Origin of the sequence: Picosynechococcus sp. PCC 7002 (assembly GCF_963860125.1) — a bacterium.
In the GTDB taxonomy this organism is placed as follows: Bacteria; Cyanobacteriota; Cyanobacteriia; order Cyanobacteriales; family MRBY01; genus MRBY01.
Genome location: NZ_CAWLFA010000001.1, coordinates 1 through 14,781, shown reverse-complemented (window position 1 = coordinate 14,781; position 14,781 = coordinate 1). Strand labels below are relative to the sequence as shown.

Here is a 14,781-nt window from a genome sequence, read left to right as displayed (position 1 = left end):
CCACAAACCATTCCCCTCTTGAGAGGGGTCAGGGGAGTGTCATTCGGCGAGGCAGTAAAAAGCGATCGCCGTTTTGCCGTAGTTTTTTTCTTTGAATAGCTCTAGTCCCGGTAATTCAAGGGGTTGCCAGAGTTTCGGGTCGTATTCCACGGCCAATTCTCCGCTGGGAGCGAGCAATTCTAAGTCAACAATTTTGGCTAAAACCCGGTCGTAGAGTTTCGCGGCGTAGGGTGGATCAAAATAAATCAAATCAAAGGTTTCACCCCCTAAATTTTCTAAGCGTTTGAGGAGATCACCTTTTAAAATTTGGTATTCTTGGTCAACTTTAGCCACTTTCTGCCAATTTTCTTGAATAATGCGGCAAGCCTGGGAATTTTTCTCAATGCCGACAACTTTCACTGCGCCGCGACATAATGCTTCGGCCCCCATAGAACCAGAACCCGCACAGAGATCCAGCCAGCGGCAGCCCGCTACCTGTCCTTGCCAAATATTAAAAATTGCCTCCCGCACCTTTGCCAGGGTAGGCCGCGTTAATTCGCCAGGAAGAGTTTTGATTTGTCGATTGCCATAGATGCGCATCCCGGTATTTTACCGCGCTGACACAAAACGTTCCGAGGCGATCGCCCGTAATTTTTCCACATCCTCTCGCCGCGACACCGACAGGGGCACCGTACTTTTCATCTGAGCCACCAGCGCATCCGTCGTTAAGGGAGTTTGGGCGTAGAGAGCCTGGTATAGCCCGGCAATTATTGCCTGTTCAATCTCTGCACCACTATAGCCTGCCGCCGCCGTCACCAAGATGCGCAAATCAAAATCTTGGACATTTTGTCGATGGCGCGCCAGGTGAATCGAAAAGATCGCCGCCCGCTCTTGGGCATTGGGCAGATCCACAAAGAAAATTTCATCGAAGCGCCCTTTCCGCAGCAGTTCCGGCGGCAGTTGCAACAGATCATTGGCCGTTGCAACGACAAAAACTTCCTGGGATTTCTCCTGGAGCCAAGTCAAGAACGAGCCAAACAAACGTAAACTCAGACCCCCATCGCCCTCACCGCTGGGATTACCAAAGCTTTTTTCAATTTCATCGATCCACAACACCGCCGGGGCCATGGATTCAGCCAGTTTAATTGCTTGGCGGAAATTTTTCTCCGATTCACCGACAAATTTGTTGTACAGGCGGCCCGCATCCAGTTTTAACAAGGGTAGTTGCCATTCCCTAGCAATGGTCTTCGCCGCGAGGGATTTCCCGCACCCCTGCACTCCGACGATTAAAATGCCCTTCGGGGCCGGAAGATTCACCCGCTTTGCCGCCGTGCTAAAGCCCACTTGAGACCGTTTTAACCATTGTTTGAGGCCCACAAAGCCTCCTAGTTTTGCGGTATTTTCTTCGACGGGAAAAAGTTCGAGGAGGGATTCTTCCCGGAGGATCTGGGCCTTGCGGTGGATCACCTTGAGGATATCAGCCCCGTTTAACTCCCCGTCGATCAACGCGGCATAGGCGATCGCCTGGCGGGCCTGCTTGAGAGTCATCCCACTGAGGGCATGGACAAATTGATTCAGTTCTTCCCCCTGGAGCGTAATTGCTAGCTTATGGCGCACCTTGAGTTCCCGCATCACCTCCGACAGGGTTTGGTACAGCTCGTCCCCATCCGGGAGGGTCAGCTCAAAATACACCGCATCGTGGGCGATCGCCTTTGGTAAAGTGATCGACTCCCCTGTCAGCACCATCGCCGAATTCACAACCCCATAAATCTCAGCCAACTCCCGTACTTCCCGGATGACTTTGGGATCCTCCAGGTGGGGCGCAAAATCCTTGAGCCAAAAAATGCCATTGCGTTCAATCTGGCCCATATATTTCAGTACATCAAGGGGATCTGCCGTATTTTCAAAGGCGATCGGCTTGTTCGCCCCCGGTCGGGCATAGTCATTGGTGCGGGGCGCATATTTTGTCCCTGGGGTTGGGGCCAGTCCCAAATTTACCGTCCATTCAAATAAGGGCATGTGTAAATCTTTGACCACTTCCCGCAGGAGCGCCTCTACCCGTTCCTCTTCGACGGTCTCAATGACAATGATTGGATGAAACGCACAGATGAAGGTTTTTAAACTGTGAATGTTATCCAAAAAGCCCATGGTTCTCCCCAAACTCCCGACCCGACTCAGAGTAAATTGCGGTAAAGCAAACGGAGTTCCTCAACTGTTTGGAGGTGGTAAAGTTGATTTTCGATCATTTTGAGGCCATGCAGACTAGGAATTTGTTGAATATCGGCAAAAATGCGATCTGCATCCTGGGGAAACTTGATGTCTAGGCCGTGGCGGATTTGATTGAGGACACCCCGTCGCACACTGCGATCAATTCCCTTTTTGACCAGTCGATTAAACTCAACCATTGAGGTTCCTCAGAAAAACATTGGCCGTGGTAAGAAAACGGTATTTTGATCTTACGTTATTTTCCAAAACTCCCTCTAAATTTACGGTTTCGCCCCTGGCACAGCAGAAAGAAGGGGACATTTCTTCACATATTGTCATGCTCAATTCACAAAGATAAAAATTCTAACGCCTGCCCCCACAGCCCCAAAGCACCCCTTAAGGTAAAAGAAGAAGCCAGCGTTTTGTCATTAACGACAATCCCCCTATGAACCACCAACCTTTTTCGACCCAAGGTAGTAGTGCTGCCTTTGAAAAAGAAGCTTTAAAACGTTTTCGTCAACTCACGGCCCTACTTCCCAGTCGGTGCCAAATTTATCGTGAAGTCTGGGGCGAATCTACTGTCTTAACCCTAGATTTTGAGGCCTGCCCAACCCAACTGGCGACCGTAAAAGACCAGGCAATGATGTTGTTGTTAGTCGCTGATCATTTAGGGTTAGCCCAATCTCTATTGTTTCGCCTCGGGCCTAAAATTGAAGGCTGGATTAATTTTGCAACTACGGATTCCTAGGGAGTTGTCTCCCCTTGAATTTAGGAAACGTGAGCAGTCAAACTAAGCATCAAGCAAGCAATTCAGTATGGTAACGCCTCAGATTCAAGTAACCCGTTGTCTACACACAGCAATTTTGGTGACAGATGTGCAGCGGGCAGCGGCCTTTTATGATCGACTGCTGGGGCTGCCAAAGGTGGAACGACCCTTTAACTACGGTGGCGTGTGGTACCAATTACCCCAGATGCAGGTTCATCTGATTGAAGATCCGACGTTCCAGGCGAAATTAGCCAATCCAGAAAAGTTAGGTCGAAATCCCCATATTGCTTTCGGCGTAAAGGATCTAAATACAGTGCGATCGCAGTTGGACGGAGAAAATTACCCCTATGAGATGAGCGCATCGGGGCGACGAGCCTTATTTTTGCAAGACCCAGACGGCAACGTGATCGAGGTTACGGAAGAGAGTTGAGGGGCTGCGACCAGAGGGTTTCCCTCGTTTGCTGCTGGCTGATTGGATTGACCCACACCAGTTCGGCTTTCGTCGGTCGGCCTTGGGTGAGGGTAATCACAGAAAAACTGTGGTGGCGATCGCCATTGTTGTAGGTTTGAATTCTGGGGACGCGGGCGGCATTGAAATAGAGGGTTTCGTCTGAAAATTGGCATTGGGTGCGTAGGCGATCTTTGCGGTGCCGGAGGCTGTGGTGCATGTGGCCAAAGGTGACTAGGGGAATTGTCTTATTCTGACGGCGGGCGATCGCCAGGGCCTGGGCAAAATCCGGATCACCAAAATCACCCCCCAGGGGATTCCAATCGCGACCACACATATCTTCTGGTTCCGAACCCAATCCGGTAGGGCCATTATGTCCGAGAAAGATCAGGGTTTCGTACTGACAGGCCGCAATATTTTTCTCAATTAACGCGGTGGATTCCGTAAAGTCATGGACGCCATAGCGATCACCATAGAATTTTTCATTTTTCCACTTCTCACCCCCCCAACTAAAGGGCCGTGCCCCGACCACTGAAAGCTGAAACTCCGGTAAATCCAAATGGCCGTAGCCTACATGGGTTGCCCCCAGAATCTCTAACTGGGCTTGCACACGATCTTCGGTGGCATGGTCGTAGGGGGCTTTTTTGCGACCCCAATCGGAGGCAGTATACCAAGCATCATGGTTGCCCAAAATTACTGCTTTGGGGAAAGGAAGCGCTGCCACTTGTTGCACTAATTTCACCGCTTCGTTGCCAAAATCCCCGACAAACAACACGAGATCTACCCCAAGAATCTCCAGGGCTTGGCGATCGCCAACGGCATCCCATTGGTCATGGACATCTCCCACCACGGCAATGGTTAGTGAACAGTTATCAATCATCGGTTATGCGGTCTTAAACTTAATTGCTGAGGGCTTTTAGAAAGTTTTGCAGACCCCCAAGCAGTCCTGTTTTCTTGATTTTCGGTGCGTTGGGATTTGCTGCTTCCCCCGCTTCGGGTTCCACCGCCGCCAACAGCAGCCGCTCTAAATATTCGCCAAGGGGTTTGGTCGTTTCGCTGGCGATGAGTTCGTATTGGTCTTCCTCTTTTTCGAGATACACTTCCCAGGCCGAGGGGTAAGAACGCCAAACCATCGCGCTTTCGTAGGGTCGGATGTAGTAGGCGGTTTCGAGGGTGCTGATAAACCGCTCCCGCAGTTGCCGCGCCGCATAGCCAATCCCGACAATGGATACGTCCTCCAGTTGGGGAATCAACATAATCACCGGGCGATCGCCTGCCAAATTACAGAGCTTTTCCACTTGGCCTACTTCCACCGCCGACGGGCAGACAATGATAAAGATCTGGTCATCATCACCGATTTTATTCTCAATCGGCGATCGCGACGTGCCGATATCCGCCACCTTAAAGGGAATTTCGCCCCAATCCCGCCGGGCCAAAGCTGCGGCGCCCGTATCCGGAAAGAAGATTTTCAACCCCGAACCATAATCCTCAACAAACAATTGCGCCCAATTCCAGGCCAGCGCCTGGGCCTGTAGGGCAATTTCGGGAAAGCACAATTCAATCAAAATCCGCCCACAGCCTGCTTCTAAACTGTTTAGGGTTGCGGCTTTCGCTTGTTCGAGGGTTTCTTCAAAGGATTTGGGCAGATTGGACATGGTTTACCGACGCACAACAAGATATTGGTTTATTATCAAACTTTTTCTCTGGCTTCGTCAAAAAACTTTTCTTTCGAAATAAATGCAGTAATTTTTTTCCGGTAGAACTATATCTTTTCAATCAACCCATAATCCGGCATTTTTGGGATTTGCAAAAATAAATCATCTAGCTTAGGTACTTCATCGAAGCTATTGTTTTGATATTGATGAAGTCCGTGCATCCACTCAAACAGACCGCAGGCAGTGACGCACCAGTTTGCTATCGGGATCATTGAAAAAAATAGTTTTGCGCCATCATATCTGTTTTTCTTACCCGTCTTTTCTTTACAGTATTGAACGATAGGTTCTTCATGCTTTTTTTTATCAAGAGCTAAGCCTTGTTGAAAAAGATTTTCCCAATATTGCTGCCTAGCCTCTTGTAATAATTTTTCCTGACGAGTATCTGACAATGATAATTCGAGATTATTTGATTCTTTATCCTTGAAACTCGGCAACATATTATTGTATCTAGCTTGAATATACGAATCTGGATAAGATGCTTCTCGTAATTCAATAATTTGATCAAGAGTTAATTTACGCAACTTGTTCAAATTCAAAAGATAGTTTCCCATTTCATTTTTAGCTTTGTCTTCTTCACCAATTTGATGCTCAAGAAGCTTCAATTGTTCAACTGCCTTTGCCGGAAGAATACAATTAAATACTGAATGCTCTTCTTTAGATTGTTCAGGCATAGCGGTAATGACTTTCCCATCAGAAGAAGTAGCAAGCTCAATACCAATATTGCCGAGATAGCATTGTGAAATTCCATTCCATAGTTGTTTATCGTCTTGATCTTTAGATTCACTAAAGCAATTTTTCTCAATGCTAACGGCGTCGAAATTAGGCTGTTCTTTATTATCTTTGACAAATTCAAGAATTTTCTGAAGTTTTTCTTGCCCGATACCAGATAAGCCATTGCATCTGTAAGGTAGCTCGTTTAAGATCCGCTCTGCAAAAATCTTTGCTGCTCCCTCTGTAGACCAGACTAATGGGTCTTTCATTTTTTCGCGCCGACTTAAAATTCCATCTAACTTTTGTACATACTCAACAGGAACTTGGTGACCTCTTTCCGGACTTTTTTTCTTCAGAGCTTCTAAAATTTCCATTTGTGACCAGATTTTCCCCGCTTTATATCGGACAGCAGGGCGAATAAAACCTAGTTCTAGAGCGCTCTTAAAAGTCGAGTCACTTTGATCTACCTTTAAAAGTGCATGCAAGACTGGATTATTATTTAAATCTGAATCTGGAATAATAACACCTCGACAAAATAAAGCATTGAGCTTAATGAACATTTCAATGTCGCCGGATTTTAGGTAGGTATTGCCGTGCGTTCCAAAACGAGTATCTAAAATCAAAGCATCAGTGACCGTAATATTATTTTTCATGGGATATTTACCTCTGTTAATGTAAAGGCGGCAATGGAAAGAGCACAAGTTATGTTTCCTTGAATAATACTTGCTTTTACTTCGTCTGCATTAAGCCACACTGTAGAAGGGTGAATAGCTTCCATCGATTCATGCTGTGGGGAAATATTAGTAAGACTCGATGGTTCAATATCTACGAAAATAACGTGACATGGGGTTGTGATCAAGCCAGAATCTGCTTGGATTATCCCCTGAGATTGAGCATTAATACCTTGAAGTCCTAGCTCTTCTTGAAGTTCTCGTTTTGCTGCATTAAAGAGAGATTCTCGTTTTTCGACGGCTCCCCGTGGAAATTCTATAGACATCGCGGAAATTGGATATCTATAAGTCTGCAGAAAAGCATATTTGTCTACTAATTTAGGGACAACGACTACAGCGCGATCTGTATTCCATTGCCACCTCAGATATGTGCCTTGGGTATTTTGGAACTCTACTTTATCGTTAAAAAGCGTACCAAATTGATTTGAAAAGACTATTCTTTCTAGTATTGTTTTTATCTTCATGCGGGAGATAAAACTTTTCAGTTCATAGCGCTTATCCGCATTATATCTACTTTCACATTTTTGAGCATTATTTTCAATCGGATTGCTCTTGGGGAGATCGCTCCATTGGGTTTTCACAAGCTTCGAGGCTTAATTCTTTGTAAAAAATCTTATGTTAATTTCAATCCTTGGTAGGCTTGCTCAATAGAAAAAGTGAGGCCAATACTTTCTAAGGTGATCATATCTCCGGCTTGATAGTTAGTAATCAGCCATTCTCCTGATTTATTCTTATGATACAAATCCATCTCAATGGCGGTAGAACTCACCAGTAAATAATCTTTTAAGACCGGATTTTGGCGATAGAGTCTAAATTTGCCACCCCGATCATAAGCCTCAGTGCTTTTTGATAAAACTTCGACAACCAGACAAGGATATGTAATGAATTGGGTGGTGGACTGATCTCGCTCATCGCAGGTGACGCTGATATCTGGATAGGTATAGTTATGGCTGCTGGGAATTTTGATTTTGAGATCAGAATTTCCGGTTTCGCAACCGCTACCATCCAGATGATTAAAAAATAAACTCGACAGCCTCACGGCAATTAGACTATGGTTTTTGTTGCCGCCCCCCATGGCATAGATTTGACCATCGATATATTCGTATTTTTCGGCTTGCTGTTCCTCCCAACGTAAATATTCGTCAGGAGTGAATCGGGGAAATTTTTCTTCAGCAATAACCATATAGTCTTTCTTGCAATCGGGATATTCACCGTTATAGCATTTCTGGAATCAAAGATACTTAAGCGGTATTAGATGACGAGCTAATGGTGCTTTTGGCAGGCTAAAAAACGTGCATAATCATCTTTTGCTTAAGCCTCCTAAAAAATGCCATGGCAATCATTCCTGAGACTTGATCAATATTTAAAGAACAGTCCTCCTTCACCCCAGGACGACACCCCCTTAAGCGATGGTGATTTCAGAATCAAGATAGACATCTTGGATCAGGTGAAAGAGTTTAACCCCTTCTGCCATGGGTCGTTGGAAGGTTTTACGACCAGAAATTAGGCCACAACCGCCCGCGCGTTTATTGATCACAGCAGTGCGAATTGCTTGGGCAAAATCGTTTTCGCCGGAGGAGCCACCGGAATTAATTAAACCAGCCCGCCCGCCATAACAGTTCAACACTTGATAACGGGTGAGATCGATGGGGTGATCGCTGGTGAGTTCGTCGTAAACTTTGGGGTGGGTTCTGCCGTATTTTTGGCCCGTCGCTTTGGCGATCGCCCCGTAGCCATTATTGGTTTCCGGTAATTTTTGTTTGATAATATCCGCCTCGATAGTTACGCCCATGTGGTTCGCTTGTCCCGTCAAATCCGCCGCCAAATGGTAATCCTTGTCCTGTTTAAACACATTGTTGCGCAGATAACACCAGAGAATCGTCGCCATTCCTAGCTCGTGGGCGCGGGCAAAGGCACGGCTAACCTCTTGAATTTGTCGGCTCGATTCTGGAGAGCCAAAATAAATTGTTGCACCGACGGCGATCGCCCCCAAATTCCAAGCCTGTTCCACCGTCGCAAACATAATCTGATCCGTACCGTTGGGATAGGTCAGCAGTTCATTGTGATTGAGTTTGACGATAAACGGGATGCGGTGAGCATATTTGCGGGACATCATTCCCAACACGCCGAGGGTCGTCGCCACGCCGTTACACCCCCCTTCAATGGCTAGACGGATAATGTTTTCGGGGTCAAAATAAATCGGATTCGGGGCAAAGGAAGCCGCCCCGGAATGTTCAATGCCTTGATCGACGGGCAAAATTGAGAGATAGCCTGTATTCGCTAACCGTCCCGTACCAAACAATTGTTGCAAGGAACGTAAGACTGGAGTGGGGCGATCGCTCTGGGCATAGACCCGTTCTACGATATCGGCTCCGGGGAGGGTGAGCAGATTTTGATTAATTTTCGCGCTGTGACCCAAGAGACTTTCTGCTTCCTCTCCAAGCCAAGCTGCAATTGATTTTTCGGCAGAAATGGTCGTCGTCATGGTGAAAAATGTGGGGACTTGCTACAGTTCCGTTGTAACACTTCTGCCAAAGTGGGCCGCCCTGAGGATCATGGATAATAAACGAAGTTATCTTTTGTTTAACCGATCAAAATGGCCCTGCAAGTTTACGGCATTCCCACCTGCAACACCTGTAAAAAAGCCTTGAAATGGCTAGAAACAGCCGGAATTTCCTACGAATTTATCAATACTAAAGAACAACCGCCAACTCGGCAGGCGATCGCCCAATGGGTCAGTGACCTCGGCAGCAAACCGATGCGCAATACTTCTGGGCAATCCTATCGGGCCTTGGGGGAAGAAAAGAAAACCTGGGATGATAACCAGTGGATCGAGGCTTTTAGTCAAGATGCAATGCTCTTAAAACGGCCTTTGTTCGTGCGGGATAACAAAGCGGTCTTGGTGGGGTTTCGGGCGAGTGAAACGGAATTGCGCGATCGCCTCGGTACTCAGTAAGCCTTTAAAATAATCTTGAAATCCCGCTGAACCTATCCCTATGCTTGAAACCCGCACACCCCCCTGGGGCAAAGTCACGATTCTCGAAGAAGGCGATCGCTACCGCATTAACCGCATCGAAGTGAAGCCCAGTCACCACATTAGCACCCAAATGCACTACCATCGCAGCGAGCATTGGGTCGTCGTTTCCGGGACAGCGAAGGTGATTTGCAACGACCAAGAAATTATTCTGACTCCCCGCCAGTCTACCTATGTCCCGATGAATACCAGGCACCGGGTCGAAAATCCGGGGGTAATTGATTTGGTGATGATCGAAATTCAAAACGGCGAATTTTTGGGAGACGAAGATATTATTCGTTTCGAGGATCGCGATTCAGCCTAGCCCCACCCCGACGCCACCGAGCAAAAATATCTGACTTTCGACTAGGGAACCGATATGCTTAGTGGTTGTACTTCCGAGGATTACCGCGATTGATGGGTAATGTTACGCTAAATTCTGCTTTAATCTCTCCCCCTGTGACCCTGGCGGATGTGCCCTTATCCCGTCCGGTAAAGTTGGGAGTCTTGGCCTCCGGTAGCGGCAGTAACTACGGGGCGATCGCCAAGGCCATGATCGCCAAAGAACTTAACGCAGAGATCCCGATTCTGATCTACAACAACCCCAAGGCGAAGGTTTTAGAACGGGCCGCAACATTTGGCACGAAAACCCAACTGATTAACCACCGGGATTTTGCCTCGCGGGAAGCCTGTGACCAAGCGATTTTAGATTGCCTGCGCGCCCATGGGGTGGAGTGGGTCATCATGGCGGGTTGGATGCGCATCGTTACGGATGTTTTGCTTACTGGCTACGAAAATCGGATTTTAAACATTCATCCCAGTCTATTGCCCAGTTTTAAAGGGATTCGCGCTGTAGAACAGGCTTTAGCGGCTGGCGTAAAAGTGACGGGCTGTTCGGTACATTTTGCTAGCCCAGAAGTAGACAGCGGCGACATTATCATGCAGGCGGTAGTGCCCATTTTGGCCGATGACACCCCTGAAACGCTCCACGCCAGAATTCAAGTGCAAGAACATCGTATTTTTCCAGCGGCGATCGCCTTAGCTGTGTCCCAATATTCCTAGAAATTTCCCGTAAAACCCATGTCTGATCTGATTGCCCAGTTTAAAAATCGCCTAATTATTTCCTGCCAAGCTCCCGCTGATTCTCCCCTCCATGACCCTGAAATGATTGCGGCGATCGCCCAAGCTTGCGTCAATCAAGGGGCCGTTGGGGTGCGCATCGATAGCCCTGACCACATCCGCGCTGTGCGGGCCAAACTACCCCAGATCCCGATTATCGGTTTATGGAAACGTACTTTTCCCACATCAGATGTTTACATTACCCCCCGGCTAGGGGATGCCCTGGCGGTGGTCGCAGCGGGAGCCGATATTGTTGCCGTTGATGCCACGGCCCGCCCCCGCCCGAACGGAGAAACCCTCGCGGATCTGATCGCCGGGATTCACCAGCAAACAGGAAAATTAGTGATGGCGGATCTCGACACCTACGAAAATGCTCAATTGGCCGCCCAAGCTGGTGCTGATATTTTGGGGACGACCCTCTACGGCTACACGGGGGACACCAAAGATTTAACGCCCCCTGGTTTTGGGTTGCTCGAAAAACTTGCCCAGGATTTTGACCAGCCGCTCATCTGCGAAGGAGGCATCCACACTCCAGAAATGCTGCAAAAAGCCTTTCGACTGGGGGCTGATAGCGTCGTTGTTGGGACAGCGATTACCGGTGTTGATCTCTTGGCACAAAAATTTTGTCAGGCGATCGCCCCAGGCTGCCCATGAGTAAAATTCAGATATACAAATTAGAGGTTCACCAATGGGCCTAAAAAGTTATCTTCAGACCCTGGGCGATCGCACCCTCCACAGCACTGCCATCCGCGTCGCCCTAATTGTGGGCACTGTGATTTTTTGCATTAACCACGGTAGTGCCTTTCTCCATGGGGCAATGACCCGGACCCGTTGGACGTCCATGGTTTTGACCTACTTTGTGCCTTACTGCGTTAACCTCCATGGCCAAATAGCCAGCCGGATGCGCCAGCAAGCCAAAGCCCACCCCTCTTCCGAGCCATAAAGATCTAGAGCCACTTTTTTATTAGTTTGGGGATTGTACCGATGCGCTTGACAATCTATTTCCGAGCCTTAGGCGATCGCACCTTTCGACCAACGGCGATCCGGGTTGCCCTGTTTGTGGGGACTGTCCACTTTTGTATTAACCATGGCGTTGCTGTGTTGAATGGCACCATGACCAGTACCCGCTGGCTGGCGGCGGCCATAACTTACTGTGTGCCCTACTGTGTCAATATCCATGGCCAATTAGTCAGCCGACTGCGAGCCGAAGCAGAAGCGGCCCAGGAGAGTTCCCAAGCAGATCCCCAAAAATTGACGTCGTAACTGGCATCAAAGTTAAGAGATTAATAGGTATGTTGGCCTTTATTGGCCGCTTCTTTTTGCCAGCATTTTTCTAACAGGTTGATTTTATAGAGATACCAAAACCGATTCGGGTTCCATACGGTATGCCGATCTGTGTGTCCCACGGGTTGATTGAGATATTGAAATACAGGATCGACTAGGTGCCTAATTTTGAGCCACATAGACAGCATCCTCACCTTAGATAATATTTTTTGAATCGAAAAGCGGCGGTACATCACGAAACGCCTGCCCTCAAAATCTTGCTATGTCTTTAATGTGCCAAATTCCCAGACGAAGCCAAAGGGATGCTTTTTTGGGGAGGATGCTCATTTTTGCGAAAATATCCCTCAATTTGTCCTAATAATTCCTTTTTTGCCAACATAAACTTGATAGAAAATGTTGTAAAACTAGGCCCAGATGTAATATTTCTTTGGATAGTTACTATTTGTTGAAATATTACTTATTTGAATAAAGAGAGTTTTTGCCAGGCAGTTTTTGGATAAAGGCGATCGCCAGTCGGTTGCAAAATTTCCGTGAGAATTTCTAGGGAATCCACAAGGCGCGGCCCTGGTCGGTTGAAATAAGCGTTGCCATCACAGATAAATAACTGATCATTTTGCACAGCTCGTAATTGTTTCCACTCAGGGTGCAACTCCAAGTCGGCGAGCATTTCCTGGCGGGTACGTTCGAGGTCAAAGCCGCAGGGCATCACCACCACCACATCGGGATCACTGGCCAGGAGGGTTTCCCAACTGATGTAGGGGGAATGTTTGCCCGGTTTGCCTAAAATATTCTCGCCGCCCGCGAGTTCAATGAGTTCCGGGAGCCAATTACCGCCGCCCATGAGGGGATCAATCCATTCAATGGCCGCCACCCGGGGCCGTTTTGCTAAAGTCTTGCCTCGTTTTTGGCAAGCTTGTACCCGCTGTTGTAGATCCTGCAAAACGGGTTGGGGATCACGGTTAAACTGCTGGGCAACACGGCGAATATCTTGGTAAACGTCCGCTAGGGTATTGGGCTGGAGCGAAATCAACTGCGGCGGATGATCACTCAACTGGGCGATCGCCTTTTGCACATCGGCCAGGGTGACGGCACAAACATCGCACTGATCTTGGGTGACAATGTGGGTGGGTTGTAGGGCTTGCAAGACATCTAGTTTCACTTCATAGATCCCCAAGGCTCCTTGGAGTAAGGCCAAAACTTCTTGGTCAATTTCGCCGCTGGGACGTTCTGAATCGAGGCGGGCAGCGGTACACACGGGGCGATCGCCAATCTCCAGCGGGTAGTCACATTCATGGCTCCGGCCCACCACGTTGGGAGTTAAACCCAGACAATCTAAAATTTCTGTGGCACTGGGCAAGAGCGAAACGATCCGGTAGGAAGCAACCATGAATAAAACACAATCGATGAACTACTGCTCATTGTAGCGGTGTCTTTTTTTGTACGATGTGGGCCGCTTGTCCCTAGAGGTTTTGGTGATGGTGATTAATGCGATCGCTAATTTGGCTCACCAATTGGGAGATTTTTTGATTTTTCGTCAGTAACTGACCAATTTTGTCGCAACTGTACATCACCGTAGTGTGGTCTTTGCCACCGAACAGCTCACCAATGCGGGGCAAGCTGAGATCGGTGTGTTGGCGCATCAAATACATTGCAATTTGCCGGGCCGTACTAATTTCCCGTCGTCGAGAAGCCCCCTTTAAATCCTCAATGCTCACCCCCGTGGCTTCTGCGGCAATTTGCAAAATCACGTCCGGGGCCGCCGGGGCATATTCCACCGTCGGGTTCAAAATGGGGGCGAGGTTTTCCACCGTCATCGGTAGGCCAGAGATCGCAATGTGGGTCACTGCCCGCAGGAGCGCCCCCTCCAATTCGCGGATATTCGCCGTGTAGTGGGTGGCGATATATTCAATCACCGAGCGGGATAGGTTTAAATTTTCCGCCTCCGCCTTTTTCTGGAGGATCGCCATCCGGGTTTCCAGGTCGGGGGGTTGGATGTCCGCAATCAGACCCATAGAAAAACGGGAAGACAGCCGTTGTTGCAAGCCTGGAATTTGGTGTGGGGGGCGATCGCTCGCGAGAACAATTTGTTTACCCGCTTCGTGGAGAGTATTAAAGGTATAGAAAAATTCCTCCTGGGTGTATTCTTTCCCCTCGATGAACTGAATGTCGTCTACCAGTAAAATATCGGCGGTGCGGTAATGCTCCCGGAACGTTTGCAGACTATCCTTGCGAATCGCAACAATTAAATCATTGGTAAATTGCTCCGTGGAAACATAGAAAATCTTCGCATCCGGCTGGGTATCCAAACGGTAATGGCCGATCGCCTGCATCAGGTGCGTTTTTCCCAGACCCACCCCCCCACAGAGCACCAGGGGATTAAAATCCCGCCCCGGTGATTCCGCCACCGCTAAGGCCGCCGCATGGGCCATGCGATTGGTTGGGCCAACCACAAACCGTGAAAACGTATATTTCGAGTTGAGTTCTGGGGTCTTTTTACCTGGACGGGTCGATTGGCCACTGCGGGAACTATAGAAACTCTGGGTCGCTGCGAGGGTATTCCCTTCTGGAGAAGTGAGGCGTACCTTAACGGGCTGCTGCAATAATTCGGCGATGGTTTCGGTGATCAACGCACCATAGTATTTCTGGATATGGTTCAGGACAAAGGCATTTGGGGCACAGAGAACGATTTCATCCTCTCGCCACTGTTGGATCGCCGTCGGCTGAATCCAAGTTTCGTAGGTGGGGCGACTCAGTTGTTGTTCAAGTTTTGTCAGGACTTCTTGCCAAAGCCATTGGGGATTTTGAGTCAC

19 protein-coding genes are annotated in these 14,781 nt (G+C 48.3%); 8 read left to right on the top strand and 11 right to left on the bottom strand.

Translation table 11 applies throughout. From position 1 onward, the window contains the following. Positions 1 to 39 precede the first annotated feature (39 nt). Genes rsmD through AACQ84_RS00085 form a run of 3 tightly spaced genes read right to left on the bottom strand, consistent with a single transcriptional unit; the run spans position 40 to position 2,384 of the window. On the bottom strand, positions 40 to 579 hold the full coding sequence (gene rsmD, locus AACQ84_RS00095; RefSeq protein WP_012305662.1) for a 16S rRNA (guanine(966)-N(2))-methyltransferase RsmD: 540 nt from the start codon (positions 577 to 579) through the stop codon (positions 40 to 42). A 9-nt stretch (positions 580 to 588) separates the two neighbouring features. After that, positions 589 to 2,127: an AAA family ATPase gene (locus tag AACQ84_RS00090; protein ID WP_012305661.1), complete on the bottom strand. Its 1,539-nt coding sequence runs from the start codon at positions 2,125 to 2,127 to the stop codon at positions 589 to 591. A 26-nt stretch (positions 2,128 to 2,153) separates the two neighbouring features. Next, the gene (locus tag AACQ84_RS00085) at positions 2,154 to 2,384 is read right to left on the bottom strand and encodes a hypothetical protein (protein WP_012305660.1); all 231 of its coding nucleotides are present in this window, start codon (positions 2,382 to 2,384) and stop codon (positions 2,154 to 2,156) included. 245 nt (positions 2,385 to 2,629) lie between these two features. On the opposite strand from AACQ84_RS00085, the gene AACQ84_RS00080 reads away from it, so the two are divergent. Together AACQ84_RS00080 and AACQ84_RS00075 are read left to right on the top strand one after the other, a co-directional pair. Continuing rightward, positions 2,630 to 2,932 carry a hypothetical protein gene (locus AACQ84_RS00080; protein ID WP_012305659.1) on the top strand — a complete coding sequence of 101 codons (303 nt, stop codon included), beginning with the start codon at positions 2,630 to 2,632 and terminating at the stop codon, positions 2,930 to 2,932. 82 nt (positions 2,933 to 3,014) lie between these two features. Beyond that, a complete protein-coding gene (locus AACQ84_RS00075; RefSeq protein ID WP_041443690.1) occupies positions 3,015 to 3,380 on the top strand; it encodes a VOC family protein in 366 nt (121 codons plus the stop codon). Here AACQ84_RS00075 and AACQ84_RS00070 read toward each other — a convergent pair. The 6 genes from AACQ84_RS00070 to AACQ84_RS00045 form a co-directional block, all read right to left on the bottom strand. Beyond that, a complete protein-coding gene (locus AACQ84_RS00070) occupies positions 3,364 to 4,278 on the bottom strand; it encodes a TIGR04168 family protein (RefSeq protein WP_041443290.1) in 915 nt (304 codons plus the stop codon). The two genes, AACQ84_RS00075 and AACQ84_RS00070, sit on opposite strands and share 17 nt — an antisense overlap. Positions 4,279 to 4,297: 19 nt before the next feature. Next, complete coding sequence (locus AACQ84_RS00065; RefSeq protein WP_012305656.1) at positions 4,298 to 5,053, bottom strand: DUF1995 family protein; 756 nt, start codon at positions 5,051 to 5,053, stop codon at positions 4,298 to 4,300. 107 nt (positions 5,054 to 5,160) lie between these two features. Further along, positions 5,161 to 6,477, bottom strand: a complete 1,317-nt coding sequence (locus AACQ84_RS00060; RefSeq protein WP_012305655.1) for a hypothetical protein — start codon at positions 6,475 to 6,477, stop codon at positions 5,161 to 5,163. Then, a complete protein-coding gene (locus AACQ84_RS00055) occupies positions 6,474 to 7,136 on the bottom strand; it encodes an NUDIX hydrolase (protein ID WP_049761528.1) in 663 nt (220 codons plus the stop codon). The genes AACQ84_RS00060 and AACQ84_RS00055 overlap by 4 nt, the downstream gene beginning before the upstream one ends. A 32-nt stretch (positions 7,137 to 7,168) precedes the next feature. Then, positions 7,169 to 7,738: a Uma2 family endonuclease gene (locus AACQ84_RS00050; RefSeq protein WP_012305653.1), complete on the bottom strand. Its 570-nt coding sequence runs from the start codon at positions 7,736 to 7,738 to the stop codon at positions 7,169 to 7,171. 219 nt (positions 7,739 to 7,957) lie between these two features. Further along, entirely contained in the window at positions 7,958 to 9,040 is a 1,083-nt protein-coding gene (locus tag AACQ84_RS00045) for a class I fructose-bisphosphate aldolase (protein WP_012305652.1), read from the bottom strand. Between the two features lie 111 nt (positions 9,041 to 9,151). Between AACQ84_RS00045 and AACQ84_RS00040 the strand changes: the two genes are divergently transcribed. From AACQ84_RS00040 to nrtS2, 6 genes are all read left to right on the top strand, one after another. After that, the gene (locus AACQ84_RS00040; protein WP_012305651.1) at positions 9,152 to 9,511 is read left to right on the top strand and encodes a Spx/MgsR family RNA polymerase-binding regulatory protein; all 360 of its coding nucleotides are present in this window, start codon (positions 9,152 to 9,154) and stop codon (positions 9,509 to 9,511) included. Positions 9,512 to 9,551: 40 nt separating this feature from the next. After that, complete coding sequence (locus AACQ84_RS00035) at positions 9,552 to 9,893, top strand: phosphomannose isomerase type II C-terminal cupin domain (RefSeq protein WP_012305650.1); 342 nt, start codon at positions 9,552 to 9,554, stop codon at positions 9,891 to 9,893. A 92-nt stretch (positions 9,894 to 9,985) separates the two neighbouring features. Further along, positions 9,986 to 10,630, top strand: a complete 645-nt coding sequence (gene purN, locus AACQ84_RS00030; RefSeq protein WP_012305649.1) for a phosphoribosylglycinamide formyltransferase — start codon at positions 9,986 to 9,988, stop codon at positions 10,628 to 10,630. Between the two features lie 18 nt (positions 10,631 to 10,648). Then, positions 10,649 to 11,341: an N-acetylmannosamine-6-phosphate 2-epimerase gene (locus AACQ84_RS00025; protein WP_012305648.1), complete on the top strand. Its 693-nt coding sequence runs from the start codon at positions 10,649 to 10,651 to the stop codon at positions 11,339 to 11,341. A 34-nt stretch (positions 11,342 to 11,375) separates the two neighbouring features. Further along, positions 11,376 to 11,630, top strand: coding sequence for a nitrate/nitrite transporter NrtS1 (gene nrtS1 / locus AACQ84_RS00020; protein ID WP_012305647.1), 255 nt, complete (start codon positions 11,376 to 11,378; stop codon positions 11,628 to 11,630). 41 nt (positions 11,631 to 11,671) lie between these two features. Then, positions 11,672 to 11,950 carry a nitrate/nitrite transporter NrtS2 gene (gene nrtS2 / locus AACQ84_RS00015; protein WP_012305646.1) on the top strand — a complete coding sequence of 93 codons (279 nt, stop codon included), beginning with the start codon at positions 11,672 to 11,674 and terminating at the stop codon, positions 11,948 to 11,950. Between the two features lie 478 nt (positions 11,951 to 12,428). Here the strand turns inward: nrtS2 and AACQ84_RS00010 are convergent, their stop codons facing one another. Together AACQ84_RS00010 and dnaA are read right to left on the bottom strand one after the other, a co-directional pair. Beyond that, complete coding sequence (locus AACQ84_RS00010) at positions 12,429 to 13,358, bottom strand: cobalamin-binding protein (RefSeq protein ID WP_012305644.1); 930 nt, start codon at positions 13,356 to 13,358, stop codon at positions 12,429 to 12,431. A 73-nt stretch (positions 13,359 to 13,431) separates the two neighbouring features. Next, positions 13,432 to 14,781: chromosomal replication initiator protein DnaA (gene dnaA, locus AACQ84_RS00005; RefSeq protein WP_445260517.1), on the bottom strand; the 1,350-nt coding region annotated here is incomplete at its 5' end.